Raw genomic sequence first — 19233 nt, forward strand, 5'->3', positions numbered from 1 at the left:
GGGCGCGTTCCCTCGGGGTTGCCAACCCGAAGGGTCGTTCGTCAGTCCGCGAGCGCGTCGACGAGGATGTCGAGCGCCTCGTTCATGAGCGTGTCGGAAATCGTCAACGGGAACAGGAAGCGAATGACGTTGCCGTAGGTACCGCAGCTCAGCAGCAACAGCCCCTTCTCAAGCGCGCGCGCCTGCACCCGCCGGGTAAAGTCCGCGTCGGGGCGGCCGTCGCGCCCGTTGAACTCGACTGCGACCATCGCGCCCACGCCACGGATCTCGGCGATCTGCTGCACTTGCGGACGAACGCTTTCAAGCCGTGCCTTCAAACGTGCGCCCAATTCCGCGCCGCGTTCAATCAGGCGCTCTTCGTCCAGCACGTCGATCACGGCCAACGCGGCAGCCACCGCCACGGGATTGCCCGCGTAAGTCCCGCCGAGCCCGCCCGGCGCCGGCGCGTCCATGATCTCCGCACGGCCGCATACGGCCGACAGCGGCATGCCGCCTGCCAGGCTCTTGGCCATCGTCGTCAGGTCGGCGCACACGCTGTAATGCGACATGGCGAACAGCTTGCCGGTCCGGCCGAAACCGGTCTGCACCTCGTCCGCGATCAGCAGGATGCCATGCTCGTCGCAAATGGCGCGCAGTCCGGCGACGAAGGCGTCCGGCGCAATGACGAAGCCGCCCTCGCCCTGTACCGGTTCGAAAATGATCGCCGCCACCCGCTTCGGATCGACGTCCGACTTGAACAAGTGCTGCAGCGCAGTCAGCGATTGCTCGACGGACACGCCATGCAGTGCGTTCGGATACGGCACGTGGTACACGTCCGCGGGGAACGGGCCGAAGCCGAGCTTGTAGGGGGCGACCTTGCCGGTCAGCGCCATGCCCATCATCGTGCGGCCGTGAAAGCCGCCGCCGAAGGCGATAACGGCAGGCCGTCCGGTGAACGCGCGCGCGATCTTCACGGCGTTCTCGACAGCCTCGGCGCCCGTGGTGAACAGGGCCGTTTTCTTGGCGAAGTCGCCAGGCGTGCGCTGGTTGATCGTTTCGGCAAGTTGCACGTAGCCGGCGTATGGCACGATCTGATAGGCGGTATGCGTGAATCGTTCGAGCTGCGCCTGGATCGCAGCCATCACGCGCGGGTGGCGGTGGCCGGTATTGAGCACGGCGATGCCGGCGGCGAAATCGATATAGCGCTTGCCTTCGACGTCCCACAGCTCGGCGTCGAGCGCGCGATCGGCGTAAAAATTGCACATCACACCCACGCCGCGCGGCGTGGCGGCGTCCTTGCGGCGCAGCAGTTCAGCGTTCGTCATGTCTTCTCCAGTCAGTGATCGCCCCGGGCCGGGGCACCGGCCGCGCCGGCCGTTCAATGAACGTCAGCACACGTCTGGAAAATTAACCGACGATTGGTATCATTGATAGATCCAAATATATTCATCTTCATGGGGCCGCTTTGAAAGCCACGCTGTTATCCGAATTGCTGCTGGGTCGCCTGGAACATGCGTCGTCCCATGTCGCCGGCGCGCAGTCGCGGCATATGAATCGGCAGGTCTACGACATCATTCGGCAGGAAATCCTCGCGGGCACGTTACCGGCCGGCAGCAAGCTGCCCGCATCGCGCCAACTCGCGACCGAGGTCGGCATCTCGCGCAACACGGTACTGTTCGCGTACGAGCAATTGCTCGCGGAGGGATATGTGACCGCCGCGAGCGGCAGCGGCACTTTCGTCACGGATGTGTTTGCCGGCGAGGCCGGTGCGAGCTTGCGCCGCAAACGCGGCGACATGGGCTCGCCTGCACCGGCGCAAACGGCGCTTCCCTTGTCGCGACGCGGCGAGCAACTGGTCTCGAACGCCAGCGCGTCGATGCAGCAATGGGGCGCCTTCGTGCCGGGTGTGCCGGATGTGTCGCTGTTCCCCCATCACATCTGGGCCCGGCTGCTCAATCGCCATTGGCGCAACATGCCGCCCGCGCTGCTCACGTACGCGCCGCCCGGCGGCTATCTTCCCCTGCGCCGCGCCTTGAGCGAACATTTGCGCCTGGTGCGATCGGTGCGCTGCGAGCCCGAGCAGATCGTGCTGACGACCGGTATCCACCAGTCGCTGCATCTGATCGCCGCCCTGCTCGGAGACCGGGGCGATCAGGCGTGGATCGAAGACCCCGGCTATTGGGGCGCACGCGGCGTATTGCGCAGCGCCAGCATCGAGCCCGTGCCGATTCCCGTCGACGAGGAAGGCCTGGCGCCAAGCGCGAATCATTTTGCGCGAGCGCCCAAGTTCATCCTGGTTTCCCCCTCGCATCAGTACCCGCTCGGCATGGTGATGAGTCTGGCGCGCCGCCAGATGGTGCTCGAGTATGCGCGCGAGCGGGACGTGTGGATCATCGAGGACGACTACGACAGCGAATTCCGCTTCGAAGGCAGGCCGCTGGCATCGCTGCAGGGGCTGGACAGCCATGATCGCGTCATCTACACCGGCACATTCTCCAAGACACTGTTCCCCGGCTTGCGCATGGGCTTTATGGTGCTGCCGAAAGGGCTCGCCGAGCGCTTTGCCACCGGCCTGTCGGAACTGTATCGCGAAGGTCAGCCGCATCAGCAGGCGGTGTTGGCCGACTTCATTGAACAGGGACATTACGCGTCGCACGTGCGGCGCGTTCGGCAACGTTACGCCATCCGGCAGCGTCTGCTGCGCGAGGCCATTGCGCGGGAATTCGGCCCCGACTGGCCGACGTCGACACACGAGGCAGGGCTGCATCTCGTGCTGCACTTGCCGCCCGATTGCGACGACCAGGCGATCAGCGAAGCGGCCTTGCGCGAGGGGCTCGTCGCGCGTGCGCTGTCGCGCTACTACCATTCGCCAGAACGGGCGAGCCGCGGGCTGTTGCTCGGCTATGCCTGCGTACCGGACGACGCCATCGCGCCCGCGTTCGCACACCTGGCGGCAGTCATCCGGCCGGCGATCGCGTCTTGCGCGCGGCCGTGACGACGCCTCAATGCAAAATGCTACGGATGAAATCCGCGATGCGGCTGTCGCCCGGCGATGACAGCAACGTTTCCGGACAGCCGGATTCGATGATGCGTCCGTCCGCGACGAAATGAATCGTATCGGCGAGCTTGCGCGCGAATGCCATTTCGTGGGTCACGATGACGAGCGTCATGCCGGCCGCAGCGAGCCGGCGGATCGACTCGAGGATCTCGGCGACGAGTTCGGGATCGAGCGCCGACGTCGGCTCGTCGAACAGGATCAACTCGGGCTTCATCGCCATGGCGCGCGCGATCGCCACGCGCTGGCGCTGGCCGCCCGACAGGTGCTCGGGGTAGTAGTCGAGCCGCGCGCCAAGGCCGATCTCGGTCAGGATCACGCGCGCTTCCTCGATCGCCTGTTCGCGCGGCCGCCCCTGCACATGGATCGGCCCTTCAATGACGTTCTCGAGCACCGTGCGGTGGTTGAACAGGTTGAACTGCTGGAACACCATCGGCATGCGGCTGCGGGCCGCGCGCAGGCGCCGCTCAGGTGCGATGCGAAAACGGGCGCCATCGTGATGGCAAAGTTGTTCGCCGGCGAATTGGATGGCGCCGGCCGATGGCGCTTCGAGGAAGTTCAGACAGCGCAGCAGTGTCGACTTGCCGCCGCCGCTTGGCCCGATCAGAAACGTGACCTCGCCGCGGCGGATGCGCAGATCGACGTGGTGGAGCACGGCGTGTTCGCCGTAGGATTTCTGCAGTCCATCGACCTGCAGCACATAGTCATGCGCGACATTCGATGCACGCAAGTTGTTCGAAGCGGACATCATGAGCGAACCTCCACGTGGACGCCGGCGGCGCCGGGCAGCGATTGGGTACCCGACGAGGCGGGCCGTGTTGCCGGGGTCAGCCGCGCCTCCAGCCAGCGCACTGCGCGCGCGGCAAGGAAACTCATGAAGAAGTAGATCGCGGCGACCATGAAGTAGGTCTGCATGCTCAGGAAGGTCTCGGAGATGATCATCGTGCCGTGGCGCAGCAACTCGTTGACGGCGATGAACGAGACCAGCGACGAGTCCTTGAGAAGCGAGATGAAATACCCGCCAATCGTTGGCAGTGCGATGCGTAACGCTTGCGGCAGGATCACGCGGCGATAGACCATGGTGCGCGACATGCCGATCGACAGGCCGGCTTCACGCTGGCCGCGGTCGAGCGAGATGATCGCGGCGCGGAACACCTCCGACAGATACGCGCCGAGGTTCAACGACAGGCCGAGCACGCCGGCGGAAAAGCCTTCGAGGGTGAGCCCGAGCTGCGGCAAGGTGAAGTAGATCACGAGCAGTTGCACGACGAGGGGTACGTCGCGCCATATCTCGACGTATGCGCGCAGGGGCCAGTCGAGCCAGCGCCGGCCGGACAGGCGGCCGAGCGCGACGGCAAGGCCGATGACGAGGGCGCACGCCATGCTTGCGAACGACAGCTTGAGCGTCATCGCCGCGCCTTCGAGCAGGAAGGGCAGATAGCGCGGGAACAAGACAAAGAAGAATTCGTACAAGGCGGGCTCCTTGTGAGCGATGGCGGCGGGCGGGGCAACGGAGCAAGGGGACGATTGGCCGGACCGTGCGAGCGGTCCGGCGCTGGTCGCGCGACGTGTGTCGGCCGCGCTTACTGCTTGGTCAACTTCGTCTGCTCGGGTGACCAAACCCCGTATTTCGTGAGGATCCGCTGACGCGTGCCGTCGGCCTCCATCGTGTCGAGCGCGTGGTTGACGGCATTGAGCAAGTCGCTGCACTCGCTGCGCACGGCGATGGCCGTGGTGCCGAAGCGATAGCTGACCTTCGCCTCGGCAGCCGCCCATTCGGGCTTGGGCGCATAGAAGACCGGCTCACCGACGACACGCAGGTTCTTCATCTTTTCACGCTGGCCGTAGAGCGTGCCCTGATCAAGCAAGACGGCGTCGACCTGGCCGTTCTGCAGCGCCAGGAACGGTTCGCCAAACGTATTGAAGTCGAGCACGCGGCCAATCTTTCCGGCGTCGGCCATACGATGCGCGTTGAGCGAGTCGTTGGTGCCGAGCGTTGTGCCAACGGTCATCTTCTTCAATTGGTCGACGCTTCTGACAGCCGAGTCGTCCTTCACGATGAGCAGGTCGTACATCAGGAAATACGGCTTCGAGAACTGGATATTGGCGCTCTGCACGCGCTCCTGCGTGGCCGACATCGCCGACAGGATGATGTCCCAGCGGCGAGACTTGAGGCCCGGGATCAGCGTGGACCATTCGGTCACGACGTACTCGGTCTTGGGCACACCGATCCGTTGGCCGACCTCGCGCAGCAATTCGGCTTCGAAGCCGCCGTAGGTGCCGTCGGTATTGGTCCAGACGAACGGCTTCGTGCCCATGAGGCCATTGCCCGAGCGCAGCACACCGGCTGCCTTTACGTCATCGAGACAACCGGCGTGGGCGACGCCGGCGAGCAGGGAAGCGAGGAGCATCGACACACCGGCCAGCACACGTGTTTTCATGAGAGGACTCCAGGGACGGGATGGGGCCAAGCCAAGCGGGGTGCACGCATCACGCGCGGGCGCGATCGAGCACGACAGGGAAATCGGGGCCATCAAGGGGCTCGCCGTCTTTGAGCGTGAGGTGCGAGAGCGGCGGAGAACCTTTGCCATGGCGATCGATGAAGACCGCGTCGTCGCCGACCCAGCGCGCCGAGAACACGCGGCGGCGGTGGCCGCCGGCAAGGTTGGCCGCCGCACCGTGCACGGTGCGGAAATCGAACGCGACCGCATCGCCGGGCGCCATCGCCCACCGGCGGATCGTGTACTGGTCGCGTTGCCCTTCGATATCGGGCATCTCGGTCGCGTCATCGTTCTGATAGAGATCAGTGCCGTCGAAGCGCTTGGGCCGATGCAGCACATTCCAGCGATGCGAGCCCGCCACGCATTCGAGCGAGATTTCCTGTGCGACGGGATCGAGCGGAATCCACAAGCTCACGCTTTGCTCCCCGCCGACGCAGTAGTACGGCTTGTCGTGGTGCCACGGCGTGACAACCGACGTACCCGGCTCCTTGACGAGGACGTGGTCGTGGAAGAAGCGCGCAACGCGCGAGCGCATCAACTGTGCGGCGAGCGCCGCGGCAGGCGAGCCGAAGACGAACTCGCGGAACGCCGGGATCCGTTGCCAGTTGCAAAGGTCCTGGAAGAACGGCGCGGAGCCGTCGGCAGGGTGGTATGTCCGCTCGAGCGGGCTAGGATCGGCCATCAACGCCGCGACGCCTTCGCGCAGCGGTTCGATCCAGTCGGCAAACACGCCGCGCAACACGACCACGCCTTCCCGGTCGAACTGCTCGACGAGTGCCGGCGGCAATGCCTGGGTTTCCACGACTGACATGCTGAGCGCCTCCTTGTGTTGTTGGAATCGATGCGGCAAACCGCGCGGCCTTTTGGCCGTTCATCCGAGAACGACAAGCTTCGGTGGCGGTTTGTAATGATGGTATATACCATCAAAGAAATTACAAGAGCAGAAAAAATGGCGCGACGTAAAAAGGCGCGGTCAAACACTCGCAGATGCCCGCTTATAAAGGCATTGGCGGCCATTGCTAGGCAATACCCTAACTCGTCCGTCTTCCGGAAATTTGCATGCATTGGTCTATACTTTCGCGCAAAGGCAAACCGCCCTGCGCGAGCCGGTCGGCTTGTACGGACGGCCGGTTCGGTCTATATTGCGCAGCGCGGCCCGTGGGACGCGCGGTCCGGGGTGGCGCGCGGCGGGTCATGCCGGGAACAGACAAGATGAAACGCACGACCTCGAACCGGCCATCTTCGGCCGCCGATCGCGCCAAGGGCGCCGCTGCGCCGCAGCTCTCACGCTATGAACAGGTGAAGGCGCACATCCGTGCCCGCGTGGCCGACGGCACCTGGCAACCGGGCGACCGGATCCCGTCCGAGTTGGCCCTGGTCGACACGCTCGGCGTCTCGCGCATGACAGTCAACCGCGCCGTACGCGAACTTGCGGACGAGGGGCTGCTCACGCGCGTGCCGACGGTCGGCACATTCGTCGCCGAACCGAAGCCGCAGTCCACGTTGTTGATGATCGCGCACATCCGCGACGAGATTCGCGGCCGCGGCCATGAACACAGCTATACCATCCAGCGCGCCGAGCGCGTGATGGCGCCCGCAGCCGTCTCAAGTGGCCTGGGTCTGCCGCCTGGCGCCCCGGTGTTCCATCTCGTCTGCGTGCATCGCGAGAACGGCCTGCCGGTGCAACTCGAGGACCGCTATGTCAATCCGGCGATGGCGCCGCATTTTCTCGAGCAGGACTACGCGACCGTGTTACCTTCCGAATACCTGATGACGACGGGGCCGCTGCACAAGGTCGAGCACATCGTCGATGCCGGCATGCCATCGGCGCAGGAGGCCGCGCTGCTCGAGATCGCCCCGTCCGAGCCGTGCCTGATCCTGCATCGCCGCACCTGGACGCATGGCACGCTCGTCACGTTCGCGCGCTTCACCTATCCCGCCTCGCGCTACCGACTTGGTTGCGTCGTCGCGCCGGAGTATTTTTCGCAGCAACGTTAGCCGATGGATGATGGGCTTCGCCCCGTTCGAGATTTGACACTTTACCGAGATAGGGTTTTTGAATGAAACAAGTGGTAGCGCTGGCGCTTCTATTGACCGCAAGTTGGGCACATGCCGAAAAAATCGGCGACGTGAGCACCGCGTTCAAGCTGCTTGGCCCCGACCACAAGATTGTGGTGGACGCTTACGATGACCCGAAGGTCCACGGTGTGACGTGCTATGTGTCCCGCGCGAAAACCGGCGGACTCAAGGGCATGGTCGGTCTGGCAGAAGACAAGGCAGAGGCATCGATTGCCTGCCGGCAAGTCGGCCCGGTCTCGTTCACGAGCCCTCTGCCCGAAAAGGAGGAGGTGTTTTCGGAAAGTCTTTCGCCGCTGTTCAAGCGGCTTCGCATTGTGCGCATGGTCGACAAGACGAGGAACACCTTGGTGTACCTGACGTATTCCGACCGGCTTATCGAGGGTTCGCCGCAGAACAGCGTTACCGCCGTTCCTGTCGACCGGGCGACATCGATCCCGACGAAGTAAGTCTGCGGCGGGGGCATGCTTGCAGCCGCGGCCGCGAACCTGCGCTTCTGGCAAAATATCGGCGTGAGCGACTGCCCGATGTCCCCGACCGGAGCGAGTGCATGTATCCGACGATATCGCTTGTCCTTTTCGACCTTGACGGCGTGCTGTGCCGTTACGATCGCACGGCCCGGATCGAGCACATCGCGGCCGTCGTGGGTCAGTCGGCCGAAGCGGTCATTCGTGCCGTGTGGGATTCCGGCCTGGAAGGCCGCGCCGATGCAGGCGAGGTGAACGACGCGGAATACCTGGGCGAAATGGGCAAACGTCTCGGTTGTCCGATCACGCTCGCCGACTGGCTGGCGGCAAGGCGCGCTTCGATGACGCCGGATACCGATGTGCTTCGCGTAGCTAGGGACGTCGCCGCGCGCAAGCACGTGGCCGTCTTTACCAACAATTGCCATCTGATCGCGGAGCACATCGCTTATCTGTGCCCCGAAGTCGCCGAGGTCTTCGGGAACACCGTCCACACGACGGCAGAGGTGGGGGTGACCAAGCCGTCCCCGCAGGCATTCCGCGGTTGCCTGGCGCAAATCGGGGCGGCCGCGGCCGAAACCCTCTTTATCGACGATGGCGAGGCCAACGTCGCTGGCGCGATTCAAGCGGGACTTCATGCGCACAGGTTCGTCGGGGCCAACGATCTGCGGTTCGCGTTGGCATCTCACGGCGTGCTTTAGCTTTGGGGCGTAGGGCTCATGTTGCCACCTCAAGGCGGTGAGACGACGATCGCCGCACGGCGGTTCTGCGCCCGGCCGGCGGCCGTGCGGTTGTCGCCCACCGGGTCGCGCTTGCCTTTCCCGGTGGTGCCGACGTGGCTGGCAGCAAGGCCAGTGTCGACCAGTTCGATCGCCACGGTCTCGGCACGGCGCTTGGACAACCGGATGTTGTAGGCGTCCGTGCCCACCCCGTCGGCGTAGCCATAGACGTGCACGCTGTTGAGCCCCACCGATACGAGCGTGTGGCCGATGCGCTCGACGATCCGGCGGACGTCGGGCCTGAGGTCGTAACGGTCGAAGTCAAACAGGATCGGTCCGGTCGAGCCGAACTCGAAACCCTGCTCGGTCTCCTGGAATCCTTCCGACTTCAGCGCCTTGACCTGGGTCTGGGTCAGGCCGCGGTAAAGCGGCGGCGTCTGGCAGCCCCCGAGCAGCATGCACAGGAGCAATGCACTCCCGATGCACATCCGCCGAATGCTTGCGGGAAACAAGTGTCTCATCATCGCATCCTCCTCGAATGCTTGCGCTTTGCGCGCGGGCTGTTTCGAACCCTTGCGACGGCCCCGGCCGCGCCTCGGCGGCAGCGTCAGGCCATGGCGTCAAGCCGGTCCAACGACGCCTTCGGCAAACTGCCACGAGCCCGGCCGCGCGCGCTTGGCCCGGTACATCGCCGCATCTGCGGCGCGCAGCAAGCCGATCGCGTCACGCGCATGATCGGGATACAGCGCAACGCCGATGCTCATCATGGTGGCCACGGTGCGGCCATCCGGCAAGACGATCGTCGGCGCCATGCTCGCCAGTACGCCCTCGGCGATTCGGCCGGCGCTGGCCGCTTCGCGCATTGGCGCCAGCATCACGGCGAATTCGTCGCCGCCCAGGCGGGCGACCAGGTCGGCCTCGCGCACCTGCGTGCGCAGCCGCGCCGCAATGCCGATCAGCACCGCGTCGCCGGCTTCGTGGCCCAGGCAGTCGTTGATTTCCTTGAAACGGTCACAGTCGAGATACAGCACGGCGACCCGCTGGCCCATCACCGCGGCGTCGCAGAGCGCGCGCGCCAGGCGCGACTCGAACTGCACGCGGTTGGGCAGGCCCGTGAGGGCGTCGTGCTTGGCCTGGTGTTCGAGCGAGGCGTTTTCTTCGCGCAGGCTGTTTTGCCAGTCTTCGAGTTCGTCGAGCAAGGCGTTGAAGTCGTCTCCAAGCTGGTTCAGTTCGGCAATTGCCACGGGCTCGACCCGCTGCCCGAATGCACGCTCGCGCCGCACCGCGTGGGCGACGCGGGCCAGCGCGCGCAGCGGCGCGACGATGTTGCGCCGCAGGCGCTGCGCGCTGACGTAGGCGCCGAGCACGCTGACGGCGAGACAGGCCAGGATGCCGCCGACGCCGCCGAGCAGGAAGCCGAAGAACTGGTGCCCCTGGCCGCGCACTTCGACGTGACCGACGACGACGCCGTCATGCAGCACCACTGCGGTCGCGGGCCCGGGCAGCGCAATGTCGGCAACCTCCCGCTCGAGCCTGGCGATCGCACTGCCGGCGGGCAACTGCCACGCTGCGAACGGCAGGCCACGGCCATCTGTCACGACGACCTCGGCCACGTCCTCTTTGTTGGCGATCAGCCCGATCGCCTCGGCCGCCGCGATACGGTCGCCGAACACCAGTGCCGCTTCGACCGTGTAGCCGAGCGAACGGGCCATCAGATTCAGATTATTGCCGGCATAGGCACGTAGCGCGATCACGGCAACCACGATCAACGACACGGCGGCCATCGCGACGGCGACAAACGCCAGGCGCAGGTGCGCGCGGCGCAACACGCTTTGCAGCGTCGAGCGCGGCGTGCGCGCAGGGGAGGCGGGGGGGGCGCGCTGTCTCATGGCGTCACCTGCGGCCGGGCAAGCTTGAGCACATTCGGGTGAACCCGTACGCCGCTGCGCGCCACGGCGTCGAGATTGATGTCGAACGTTGTGCGTTCGTCACCGACATTGAGACAGAACATGCTGCCGGCGGTGCACGACGGATTGTGTTCCGAGATGGTCAAGACTGGATGGCCGGCCACGGCGGCCCTGACCCGCTGTCGCTCCTCGTCGCTCAGATCGCCGAAATAGACAACGTCGCAGGCTGCGCCGACGGCGGGATCATCAAAGCCGACGCGCTGCACGTCGAGCGGCGTCGAGCCCGCCTGGAGCGTGTCGACCAGGCCGTGCGCATAGTCGGGCCGGCCCGTCACGCACAGGCGCAGGCGGGGGGGCGGCGTCGGCCAGCGCGTGAAGCTGATAATGCCCAGCACGACCTGGCGCACGGCGGCGTCGCGCGGAGAAATGGCGGGATCGGTGCGGCTCGCGGCATTGACGGCGCGCGCGGCCTCAGGTGGACCGCCTGCATTGGCGGGTGTCTCGGCGAGCGCGGCCGGGGCCGGAACCGCGCCCAGCGCGCAAATCACGGCGAGCAAGGCGTGGCGAAGCGAGGCGGCCCAGCCGAGCGGACCGGGCGTCGTCTGCGCAGCGATCGCCGCCGCGCCCCTTGGCGTCATTGCGGCCGCATGACAGGCAGCCGCCGCGCACACCCTCGCATCCATGATGAAAACTTTCGTTCGCGTCGATTCCGGCGCTGCCCCCTGCGTCCCGCCAGTCGCGGGCCTGCACCGTATATCACGCGTACGGATCAGTTCATCTTATGCACAAAGTTACGCAATCAACCATGGGGGAAACACCCCCGAGTCCCTTGGGGAGAACACCCACCTGGCGGCGTGTCGGCAGGACCGTCGTAGAATGGATGGCACCCAGTCGCAGAACTTCGGCCCCTGTCGCCCGAAGTGCCGGATAGTTTGCCTCGACTGGGGCACTTGGAGATTTCAATGGCTGATCACGACAGGCTGCATCCGCTACGTCCGCTCCTGAAAAATTGGGTTTGGGAACATGGCCGAATAGGGACTCGCTATTTGGACTGCATCGACGGCGAAATCAAGTTTGACGAAGGCAAGAAGTCACGCTTTGCAGCCGAGGCCTACGTTTACGTGCCGCTCGACAAGGAGGTTGACGACGACGCGTCGGTGGAGGGTCCAGCGATCCAGGAGGCAGGACTTGCCCGTTTTTTGAAGGCCGCGCAGCTGGGAAAACCGGAAGAAGCGGGCTCGGTGGCGGACGTCCAGCGCGCAGTGGCGGACTGCTTGGAGCTCGGCCTGTTCAGCGCATATCAGATGGAAGCCCAGGCGGCCTTTGCACGCTATGCGCAGGAGCCCATGTTTGAGGATGAAATCCGCGCGGCGGTGGTCGACGATATCCGGCGCAGCTACGCGGGCGTGCGGGAGCAACTGGCGCTGTACGATTTAAGTGTGCTTTACGGCTTGCCCATACCGCTGCTCATCAGCGAGGCGCCCTTCATCGACTGGCGCGTGCGTGCCAGTCCGGCCCTTCCGTTCGTATCGCTTCCTCTTGGACCGTACTGCCTGCTGGTGGGCGCGCCGTCGGGCAGAAAAAGCCGAATTGGCCCGGTGGTCTGGAAGGCTGCTGCCGCCATGGGCCCGTTGAAGGACCACAACCGCCACATCGTGGAGCATGCACGTTTGTGGCTGGTAGCGACCACAGATGACCAACTCGTCGCGGCGCAAAGCCGCTTTGCTGCGCCCAAGGGCACCAAGCCGGAGGATGCACGGCCCTGACCGAAGCCGCCGGGAAACGCGCGGCCGCTTCCTCGATCACCAACAGGGGGGCCATCCTGTTATGTCGGCGCATCCAGCAGTGTCCTGGCCTGTTGCAAGTCTGCGGTATCGAAACCTTCAGTGAAGGCGCCGTGGACCTCGGCCAGCGTCTGCCGCGCGGCCTCGATGTTTCCCTGGCGTTGCCACAGGCGGACCAGACTCAAGGTCGCGCGCAACTCGAAGGACTTGGCGCTTTGCTGACGGGCGATCCCGATCGCCTGATGAAAACACGCTTGCGCCGGTTCGCGAGCCGTGGACTTGCGGGTCTGGGCGCTCGACAGTTCCAGCAGCAGTTCCCCCTTGAGCCGATGCAACTCCGCTTCGTAATATCGTTCGCCCGTATTGCCCGCCAAGGCAAGCGCTTCGGCCAGCACGCCCAGTCCTGCCCGGGCTTGCCCCGCCTTCCCATAGGTTTCGGCCAGCAGGGCCAGAAAATAAGGCCGAGCCAGCTCGGCGCCGGTGGCCTGGTAGGCGCTCAGGCCCTGTCGTATCTGAGCAGTGCCCTCCTCACTGTTTCCCTGCTGGGCCAGCGCCCACCCCCGCAGGATGGTTCCCCGCGCCAACCAGAAGGCAAACCCCCGTTCGGTGGACAGCGTAATGGCGGCTTCTGCGCATTCTCGGGTCAGTTGCGCGTCACGCCGGTATTGATGCAGCTCGGCCGCAAAAACCAGGCCGAGGGCCAGGCTCAGGGGGCGAGGTGACTTTCGTGCCTGCGTAAGCGCCTCCTGGCTTCGCGCGCGGGCCTGGTCCGGATAGCCCAGGTGCCACAAAACCCATGCCAAGGTACTCAGACCATGGACCGCGGGCTCCTGCCCATAAAGAGAGGCATGGGTGTGCTGTGGCTCATCCGCCCGCTGGAGGGCCAGCGCCTGCTCCAAGTGGGCGCGGGCCATACCAAGTTCGCCCAGACGATAAAAGGTGGCTCCCAACACACGATGCGCCTCCTCAAGGGGTCCCGGCTCTGATGCGTTCTGTGCCAGGGTAAGCAGCCGTTCCCCCAGCGCCTGCGCAGTCTTGTACTGCGCACGCCTTTGATAGAACCCCCACAGTCCCGCCTGTATTGCGAGGAGCTGCGGCGTTTCCCCACTCTGTTCGCACAACGCCAGCGCGCGGGTATAGGCCGTCTCCACCTCCGACGCGGCATAACCTCTCGCGGCAATCAAGGCCGGACCCAGCGTAACCTGCAACGTCAGTTCCTGGCGCGCGCGTTCGGGGGTATCGGGCAAGCGCTTGAGCAGTTCCAGGGCTGCACCGAGATGACGGATCGCGTCGAGATGGGCCGAGCGCTCCAGGGCTTGGCGCCCGGTGCAGTGCAGGTACTCAACCGCTTTCGGGATGTTGCCGCTCAGGCTGTAGTGGTGGGCCAGCTCGCTGCAATGGTCCTTCAGCTGACGATGGAAGAGCGCCTCAATGGCCCGCCCGGTGCGTTCATGCAGCACGCTGCGCTGTTCAGTAAGCAGCGAGTTGCCGGCCACTTCCTGAGTCAGTGCGTGCTTGAACGCATACTCCGCCTCAGGGAAGGCGGGCCGCTCGTAAATGAACTCTCCGGCCTGCAGGCCGGCCAGTAAATAGCGCAAGTCGTCTTCAGGCTGCCCGGCGACCTGCCTCACCAGACTCCAGGGAAACGCGTTGCCGATCACGGCCAGGGTCTGCAACAGGGCCTTTTCCGCGGGCACGAGCCGGTCCATGCGGGCCGCGAGCACGCCCTGGACGGTGGCCGGCATATGCAGCGCGGCCGGGGCGGTCTCGACGCGGCGCCGGCCGGGCTCGCCCAGCAGCGCCTTCTCTTCGACCAGGGTCTGGACCACCTCCTCCATGAAGAACGGGTTACCCTCCGTCTTCTTCAGGATGAGCAGTTTGAGGGACATGAGCGCGGGATCATCCCCCAGCAGGGCAGCGAGCAGCCCGTGGGCGTCGGCCTGGCCTAATGGATCCAACCGCAATTGGGTGTAGTCGCGCTTGTGGCCCCAGCCATGCTGATACTCCGGCCGGCAGTTCAGCAGGAGGAGAATCCGGGCGCTCGGGATGCGGTCGATGAGGACATCGAGGAAAGCCTCGGTTTCGCTGTCCAGCCACTGCAGGTCGTCGAACAAGAGTTCAAGGGGCTGATTGAGGCTTTCGCGCACCAGCAGTCGCGTGATCGCTTCGAAGGTACGTTCGCGCCGGATCTGGGGGGTCATATCGGGCAGGGCCGACCCCTGTTCGCTGATGCCCAGCAGATAGAGCACATAGGGCAAGCGGTCTTCCAGCGTGCGCTCCAGGGACAGGACCTTGCCGGTGACCTTTTCGCGGCACGTTCGCTCACTATCCTGAGCAGTAATCTGAAAGTAGTTCTTCAAGAGCTCGATTAACGGCAAGTAGGCAAAGGCTTTGCCGTGCGACACCGAGAACGTCTCCAATATCAGACAGCCGCGCTGGGAGCGGGCCTTGAACTCATGGAACAGCCGGGACTTGCCGACCCCGGCCTCGCCCACCACCCCGACGATTTGTCCCTGCCCCGCCTTGGCCTGTTCCAAGGCATTGTGCAATTGCTCCAGTTCGGCCTGGCGGCCCACGAACCGCGCCAAGCCGCGGTGCGCCGCCACTTGCAGGCGCGTGCGCAACGGCCCGACGCCGAAGACCTCGTACGCCGCGAGCGGATCCCGGAGACCTTTGACCTGAGTGGTCCCGAGGGCTTTGAACTCGAAATATCCTTCGGTCAGCTTATGGGTGGCCTCGCTCACGAGAATGGACGAGGGGGTGGCGATACTTTCCATGCGGGAGGCGATATGGATCGTGTGCCCCACCGGGTCGTAGTCGGTGTGCAGGTCTTCCTTGCGGATCGAGCGCACCACCACCTCGCCCGTGTGGATGCCTACCCGGATCTGCAACGGGATGCCCTGCTCCAGACGGATCCGGTCGCCGTGGCGGCGCATCGCCTCCTGCATGCGCAGCGCCGCATACAGCGCGCGCCGGGGATGGTCCTCATGTGCGATGGGCGCGCCGAACAAAGCCAGGATCCCGTCGCCCAGGGACTTGGCCACATAGCCCTCGTAGTGATGCACAGCCTCCATCATCAGCGCCACAACGGGGTCGATCAGGCGGCGCGCCTCCTCCGGGTCCAGGTCGTGGATCAACGCGGTCGAACCGGCCATGTCGGCGAACAGCGCCGTGATGGTCTTGCGTTCACCGCCGCCGGTTGTGTCGCTGCCCCGGGCTTCCAGAGCCGCCTGCTCCGCCAGGATGCGCTCGGCCAAGTGGGGCGGGGTGTATTGAATCGGTGCGGCGGGCGGCGCCTGTGGCGATTCGCCCACGGGCGCGCCGCACGCGCTGCAGAACCGCGCTGTGGGGCTCAGTTCGTGGCCACAGCTCGGGCAGGTCCATGCAAGCCTTGCCCCGCACTGTTCGCAGAAGTTGGCTCCGAAGGGGTTCTCGAACCCGCACTTTGTGCAGCGCATATAACCTCTTGACCTTTTCGGCCTCCCTCTTGGCCATTAGACGCCGAATCGACTTGCGCATCAAGGCAGACCGGGCGGACGTCGGCTGGCACCCGACTACGCAAGCGTCACATCTTTACTACACTTCAGGACAGCGGATCCCGTCATTCGACGCGCTGCGCCCCGCGCAAGCCGATATCGGGCGCGCATGCGCCCGTCCGCGCCACGAAGGAGCTTTGGGATGGCTGGGCAAATCCGCAAGCAGACCGGTAACGGTGCACAGAAGCCAATTGCACTCGCTTTGCAGGGTGGCGGGATGCACGGTGCATTCACGTGGGGCGTCCTGGACCGGTTGCTCGAGGATGGCAGACTTACCATCGAAGGCGTCAGTGCGACGAGTGCGGGCGCGATGAATGCCACCGTGCTCGCCTACGGTTTGCTGCAAGGCGGGCACGACCGCGCGCGCGAGGCGCTGCACGAATTCTGGCTCGCCATTGCGCAATCGGCGCTGAGGTACAGTCCGTTCCGTTGGATGCCGTGGCTCAAAGGGACACATAGTTTCGGGCTGGACCACTCTCCCTTGTATGCAATGGCGGACATCGTTCTTCGTATGCTGTCGCCCTACCAGTTCAATCCCAACAATATGAATCCGCTCCGGGACGTGCTGGCGCAGCAGATCGATTTTGAGGTGTTACGCCAGCAATGCCCGATACAACTTTATCTGTGTGCGACCAATGTTGAGACCGGCAGAATACGCATTTTCTCAAGCGAAGACATTTGCATTGAGGCCGTGCTGGCTTCAGCGTGTTTGCCAACCCTGTTTCAGGCGGTGTCAATCGATGGGGAGCACTTTTGGGATGGCGGCTATGTTGGAAACCCGGCAATTTATCCGCTGATCTATCACTGCAATACGCACGATGTCGTGATTGTTCATATCAATCCGATCGTACGTCATGGCGTGCCGACCACTTCCGCCGACATTCTCAACCGGGTCAATGAAGTGAGCTTCAACTCGTCGCTCATGCGAGAGATGCGCGCGATTGCCTTCGTGACTTCGCTCATCCAACAGGGCAAGGTCGATCGGGGCGAAATGAAGGAAATGCTGATCCACTCAATCAGGTCTGATGAGACGATGAGTGCCCTCAGTGTATCGAGCAAGTACAACGCCGACTGGGACTTCCTTTGCTTCCTGCGAGACCAGGGGAGGGTTCAGGCCGAGGCATGGATCGAGGAAAACTACGAGAACGTTGGCCAGCGCTCGAGCATTGACATCGGAAAGGAATTTCTTTGACGATCACGATTGGCCGCGGATGCATTCGCTGAATCATTCACGCGCCGGCAGGATCGTCATTGAGGGGCACAAGTCGGGACGAGTGCGGCACCGGCTGCGCCAACCGCCACGCCAGGTTGTGGCGTGCGCGGGCTTCAAAGCGAGCCTGGAACAGCTCGGTTTGGTAAACGGGAAGGCGAGCCAGCAGTTTGCTCAGGAAAGCGCGTTCGGCAGTGTCGTAGGTAGCGTCATCCAGGTCAAGGCGCTCCGCCCGCAGGTTCGCGGCGTCGCGGCGAAAGCTCCCACGCGCGCGCCCCAGGACCGCGAGGTCAATGTCGACGGTGAAGCGACCCGCCAGATCCGCCGGAACGCGAGTATGCGCTGTGTCCAGGATCATGACAGCAATGCGGTCCGATGCAACGATCCGGCCGCCGGCCCGGCGCTGGAACCATTCGGCGCTGCGTTGTTCATTGTCTGCTGCACCGGGAATATAGATCACGTCGTGGCACCAAAGCGCCAGCTCAACCGCGTCAGGATCGGGGATTTCCGTGCGCGCCCAGTCCAGATCGCGCAGGCAGCGGCGGATATGGTGCAAGGTATGGTAGTGCCGCGTCGGCTCCGCGTAGTGGCGAGCGAGGTCGGCATAGGCCTCTTCCGCCTGGACGCCGCCGGACCGCGACCACAGTGCCAGGAAGCGCGCTCGTGTCTGGTTCATGCCAGGTCATCCAGTAGTGCCTTGGCTTGTTGCCAGTCAGCGCAGTCGAAGCCCTCTGTGAATGTGCCATGGATCGTAGCCAGGGTCTGGCGCGCGGCGTCCCTCTTTCCCTGCCGTTGCCACAACCGGGCCAGGCTCAGCGCGGCCTTCAACTCCAGTGACCTGAGACCCTGATCACGGGCAACGGCGATCGCCTTGTGAAAGCAAGCCTCAGCTTCTTCGTCGCAGGTGAACGCGCGAGGTCCCACGCTTGGCTGCAGGAGTATCAGTTCCCCCTTTAACCGATGCAGCGTCGCTTCGTCCACCCGCTCCCCCGTTTCCTCCACCGAGGCTAGCGCCTCATTCAAAACTTCCAGTCCGGCGTGGGCGTCTCCGGCTTTCTCATAGGATTCAGCGAGCAAGGCCAGAAAGTTCGGCCTTCCCAGTGCCGCGCCAGTCGCCGCGTAGTCAGCGAGGCCCTGGCGTATCTGGGCAATCCCCGCCTCATGACTGCCTTGGTCGGCCAGGACCCAGCCTTGCAGGACGGTTCCCCACGCCAAAAAGAGGGGAAACCCGTGCTCACACGAAATTGCGATAGCGGCCTCCGCGTATTCTCGGGTCAATTGCACCTCACGCCGACATTGGTGCACTTCGGCTGCGAAGATAAGGCAAAGCGCGAGGTTGGAGGCATCGGGGCGGTTCCTGGCCAGAACCAATGCCTCCTGGCAGCGCGTGCGGGCCAGATCCGGCAAACCCAGATACCACAGAATCCAACCTACCGTGCTCATGGCATGTGCAGCCGGGTCTCGCCCGTAACCCAGAAGAAAGTCATATACCGGGTAGTCCGGGCGTTGCAGTGCCAGCACCTGCTCCATATGGGTGCGGGCCACACCCATTTGGCCCAGACGGAAACTGGTGGACCCGAGTGCACGATGCCCCTCCGCGAGCTGCTCCGGCTTCTGAGTATCCAGCGCCATGCCAAGCAGCCGCTCCGCTAGCGGGCGCGAAATCTTGTACTGCGCCCGCAATTGGTAGAACGCCCACAATCCTAGCTGCGCCGAGAAGAAATACGGCGTTTGCCCACCCTGTTCGCACAATGCCAGCGCGCGACGGTAAGTGGCCTCGACTTCCGGGGCAGCCTGACCTCGGGTGGCGGTCAAGGCCGGCCCGAGCGTTAGCAGTAATTCAAGTTCCTGGCACGTGCGCTCCGGCGTGTCGGGCAGTCGTTTGACCAGTTCGAGGGCTGTGCCGAGGTGACGGATCGCTTCGCTCTGAGCGGAACGCTGGAGGGCCTGCCGGCCGGCACAGTGCAGGTAATTGACGGCCTTCGGAAGGTTGCCGCTGTGA

At 64.5% G+C, this 19233-nt stretch carries 17 protein-coding genes; 6 read left to right on the forward strand and 11 right to left on the reverse strand.

Annotation, left to right across the window (positions count from 1 at the left end):
* Nucleotides 1–41: 41 nt before the first annotated feature.
* A complete protein-coding gene (gene gabT / locus PTE30175_RS06960) occupies nucleotides 42–1304 on the reverse strand; it encodes a 4-aminobutyrate--2-oxoglutarate transaminase (RefSeq protein WP_150696324.1) in 1263 nt (420 codons plus the stop codon).
* Between the two features lie 140 nt (nucleotides 1305–1444).
* Between gabT and pdxR the strand changes: the two genes are divergently transcribed.
* A complete protein-coding gene (gene pdxR, locus PTE30175_RS06965; protein WP_150696325.1) occupies nucleotides 1445–2974 on the forward strand; it encodes a MocR-like pyridoxine biosynthesis transcription factor PdxR in 1530 nt (509 codons plus the stop codon).
* A gap of 7 nt (nucleotides 2975–2981) precedes the next feature.
* On the opposite strand, the gene PTE30175_RS06970 is transcribed toward pdxR, so the two are convergent.
* From PTE30175_RS06970 to PTE30175_RS06985, 4 genes are all read right to left on the reverse strand, one after another.
* Nucleotides 2982–3785 (reverse strand): amino acid ABC transporter ATP-binding protein, encoded by an 804-nt coding sequence (locus PTE30175_RS06970; RefSeq protein ID WP_275938951.1) that lies wholly within the window; start codon nucleotides 3783–3785, stop codon nucleotides 2982–2984.
* Nucleotides 3782–4507, reverse strand: coding sequence for an amino acid ABC transporter permease (locus PTE30175_RS06975; RefSeq protein ID WP_150696326.1), 726 nt, complete (start codon nucleotides 4505–4507; stop codon nucleotides 3782–3784). Before PTE30175_RS06975 ends, PTE30175_RS06970 begins: the two co-directional genes overlap by 4 nt.
* Nucleotides 4508–4617: 110 nt before the next feature.
* Nucleotides 4618–5475, reverse strand: a complete 858-nt coding sequence (locus PTE30175_RS06980; RefSeq protein ID WP_150696327.1) for a substrate-binding periplasmic protein — start codon at nucleotides 5473–5475, stop codon at nucleotides 4618–4620.
* Between the two features lie 49 nt (nucleotides 5476–5524).
* Nucleotides 5525–6346 (reverse strand): phytanoyl-CoA dioxygenase family protein, encoded by an 822-nt coding sequence (locus PTE30175_RS06985; RefSeq protein ID WP_150696328.1) that lies wholly within the window; start codon nucleotides 6344–6346, stop codon nucleotides 5525–5527.
* 401 nt (nucleotides 6347–6747) lie between these two features.
* Between PTE30175_RS06985 and hutC the strand changes: the two genes are divergently transcribed.
* From hutC to PTE30175_RS07000, 3 genes are all read left to right on the forward strand, one after another.
* On the forward strand, nucleotides 6748–7533 hold the full coding sequence (gene hutC / locus PTE30175_RS06990; RefSeq protein WP_150696329.1) for a histidine utilization repressor: 786 nt from the start codon (nucleotides 6748–6750) through the stop codon (nucleotides 7531–7533).
* A 62-nt stretch (nucleotides 7534–7595) separates the two neighbouring features.
* Nucleotides 7596–8060, forward strand: a complete 465-nt coding sequence (locus PTE30175_RS06995) for a CreA family protein (protein ID WP_150696330.1) — start codon at nucleotides 7596–7598, stop codon at nucleotides 8058–8060.
* A gap of 101 nt (nucleotides 8061–8161) precedes the next feature.
* Nucleotides 8162–8776, forward strand: coding sequence for an HAD family hydrolase (locus PTE30175_RS07000; RefSeq protein WP_150696331.1), 615 nt, complete (start codon nucleotides 8162–8164; stop codon nucleotides 8774–8776).
* A gap of 29 nt (nucleotides 8777–8805) precedes the next feature.
* Here the strand turns inward: PTE30175_RS07000 and yfiB are convergent, their stop codons facing one another.
* The 3 genes from yfiB to yfiR form a co-directional block, all read right to left on the reverse strand.
* Entirely contained in the window at nucleotides 8806–9315 is a 510-nt protein-coding gene (gene yfiB, locus PTE30175_RS07005; protein ID WP_150696367.1) for an outer membrane lipoprotein YfiB, read from the reverse strand.
* Nucleotides 9316–9414: 99 nt separating this feature from the next.
* Nucleotides 9415–10683: a diguanylate cyclase DgcN/YfiN gene (gene dgcN, locus PTE30175_RS07010; RefSeq protein ID WP_150696332.1), complete on the reverse strand. Its 1269-nt coding sequence runs from the start codon at nucleotides 10681–10683 to the stop codon at nucleotides 9415–9417.
* Entirely contained in the window at nucleotides 10680–11384 is a 705-nt protein-coding gene (yfiR, locus tag PTE30175_RS07015; protein WP_150696333.1) for a regulatory sequestration protein YfiR, read from the reverse strand. The genes dgcN and yfiR overlap by 4 nt, the downstream gene beginning before the upstream one ends.
* A gap of 279 nt (nucleotides 11385–11663) precedes the next feature.
* Between yfiR and PTE30175_RS07020 the strand changes: the two genes are divergently transcribed.
* Nucleotides 11664–12467, forward strand: a complete 804-nt coding sequence (locus PTE30175_RS07020; RefSeq protein WP_150696334.1) for a hypothetical protein — start codon at nucleotides 11664–11666, stop codon at nucleotides 12465–12467.
* Between the two features lie 59 nt (nucleotides 12468–12526).
* Here PTE30175_RS07020 and PTE30175_RS07025 read toward each other — a convergent pair whose 3' ends face one another.
* Nucleotides 12527–15943, reverse strand: a complete 3417-nt coding sequence (locus PTE30175_RS07025) for an adenylate/guanylate cyclase domain-containing protein (RefSeq protein WP_150696335.1) — start codon at nucleotides 15941–15943, stop codon at nucleotides 12527–12529.
* 220 nt (nucleotides 15944–16163) lie between these two features.
* Between PTE30175_RS07025 and PTE30175_RS07030 the strand changes: the two genes are divergently transcribed.
* The gene (locus PTE30175_RS07030; RefSeq protein WP_150696336.1) at nucleotides 16164–17213 is read left to right on the forward strand and encodes a patatin-like phospholipase family protein; all 1050 of its coding nucleotides are present in this window, start codon (nucleotides 16164–16166) and stop codon (nucleotides 17211–17213) included.
* Nucleotides 17214–17250: 37 nt separating this feature from the next.
* On the opposite strand, the gene PTE30175_RS07035 is transcribed toward PTE30175_RS07030, so the two are convergent.
* The gene (locus PTE30175_RS07035; RefSeq protein WP_150696337.1) at nucleotides 17251–17907 is read right to left on the reverse strand and encodes an HD domain-containing protein; all 657 of its coding nucleotides are present in this window, start codon (nucleotides 17905–17907) and stop codon (nucleotides 17251–17253) included.
* Nucleotides 17904–19233: ATP-binding protein (locus PTE30175_RS07040; protein ID WP_476703887.1), on the reverse strand; the 1330-nt coding region annotated here is incomplete at its 5' end. The genes PTE30175_RS07035 and PTE30175_RS07040, both read right to left, overlap by 4 nt.

It is taken from the genome of Pandoraea terrae (genome assembly GCF_902459695.1).
Lineage (GTDB): Bacteria > Pseudomonadota > Gammaproteobacteria > Burkholderiales > Burkholderiaceae > Pandoraea > Pandoraea terrae.

What these genes read in the sequence shown, in the direction of transcription:
- gabT (WP_150696324.1), bottom strand. Translation starts at nt 1,304, where the DNA reads ATGACGAACGCTGAACTGCTGCGCCGCAAGGACGCCGCCACGCCGCGC.
- PTE30175_RS06970 (WP_275938951.1), bottom strand. Translation starts at nt 3,785, where the DNA reads ATGATGTCCGCTTCGAACAACTTGCGTGCATCGAATGTCGCGCATGAC.
- PTE30175_RS06980 (WP_150696327.1), bottom strand. Translation starts at nt 5,475, where the DNA reads ATGAAAACACGTGTGCTGGCCGGTGTGTCGATGCTCCTCGCTTCCCTG.
- PTE30175_RS06985 (WP_150696328.1), bottom strand. Translation starts at nt 6,346, where the DNA reads ATGTCAGTCGTGGAAACCCAGGCATTGCCGCCGGCACTCGTCGAGCAG.
- hutC (WP_150696329.1), top strand. Translation starts at nt 6,748, where the DNA reads ATGAAACGCACGACCTCGAACCGGCCATCTTCGGCCGCCGATCGCGCC.
- PTE30175_RS06995 (WP_150696330.1), top strand. Translation starts at nt 7,596, where the DNA reads ATGAAACAAGTGGTAGCGCTGGCGCTTCTATTGACCGCAAGTTGGGCA.
- PTE30175_RS07000 (WP_150696331.1), top strand. Translation starts at nt 8,162, where the DNA reads ATGTATCCGACGATATCGCTTGTCCTTTTCGACCTTGACGGCGTGCTG.
- yfiB (WP_150696367.1), bottom strand. Translation starts at nt 9,315, where the DNA reads ATGAGACACTTGTTTCCCGCAAGCATTCGGCGGATGTGCATCGGGAGT.
- dgcN (WP_150696332.1), bottom strand. Translation starts at nt 10,683, where the DNA reads ATGAGACAGCGCGCCCCCCCCGCCTCCCCTGCGCGCACGCCGCGCTCG.
- yfiR (WP_150696333.1), bottom strand. Translation starts at nt 11,384, where the DNA reads ATGGATGCGAGGGTGTGCGCGGCGGCTGCCTGTCATGCGGCCGCAATG.
- PTE30175_RS07020 (WP_150696334.1), top strand. Translation starts at nt 11,664, where the DNA reads ATGGCTGATCACGACAGGCTGCATCCGCTACGTCCGCTCCTGAAAAAT.
- PTE30175_RS07025 (WP_150696335.1), bottom strand. Translation starts at nt 15,943, where the DNA reads ATGCGCTGCACAAAGTGCGGGTTCGAGAACCCCTTCGGAGCCAACTTC.
- PTE30175_RS07030 (WP_150696336.1), top strand. Translation starts at nt 16,164, where the DNA reads ATGGCTGGGCAAATCCGCAAGCAGACCGGTAACGGTGCACAGAAGCCA.
- PTE30175_RS07035 (WP_150696337.1), bottom strand. Translation starts at nt 17,907, where the DNA reads ATGAACCAGACACGAGCGCGCTTCCTGGCACTGTGGTCGCGGTCCGGC.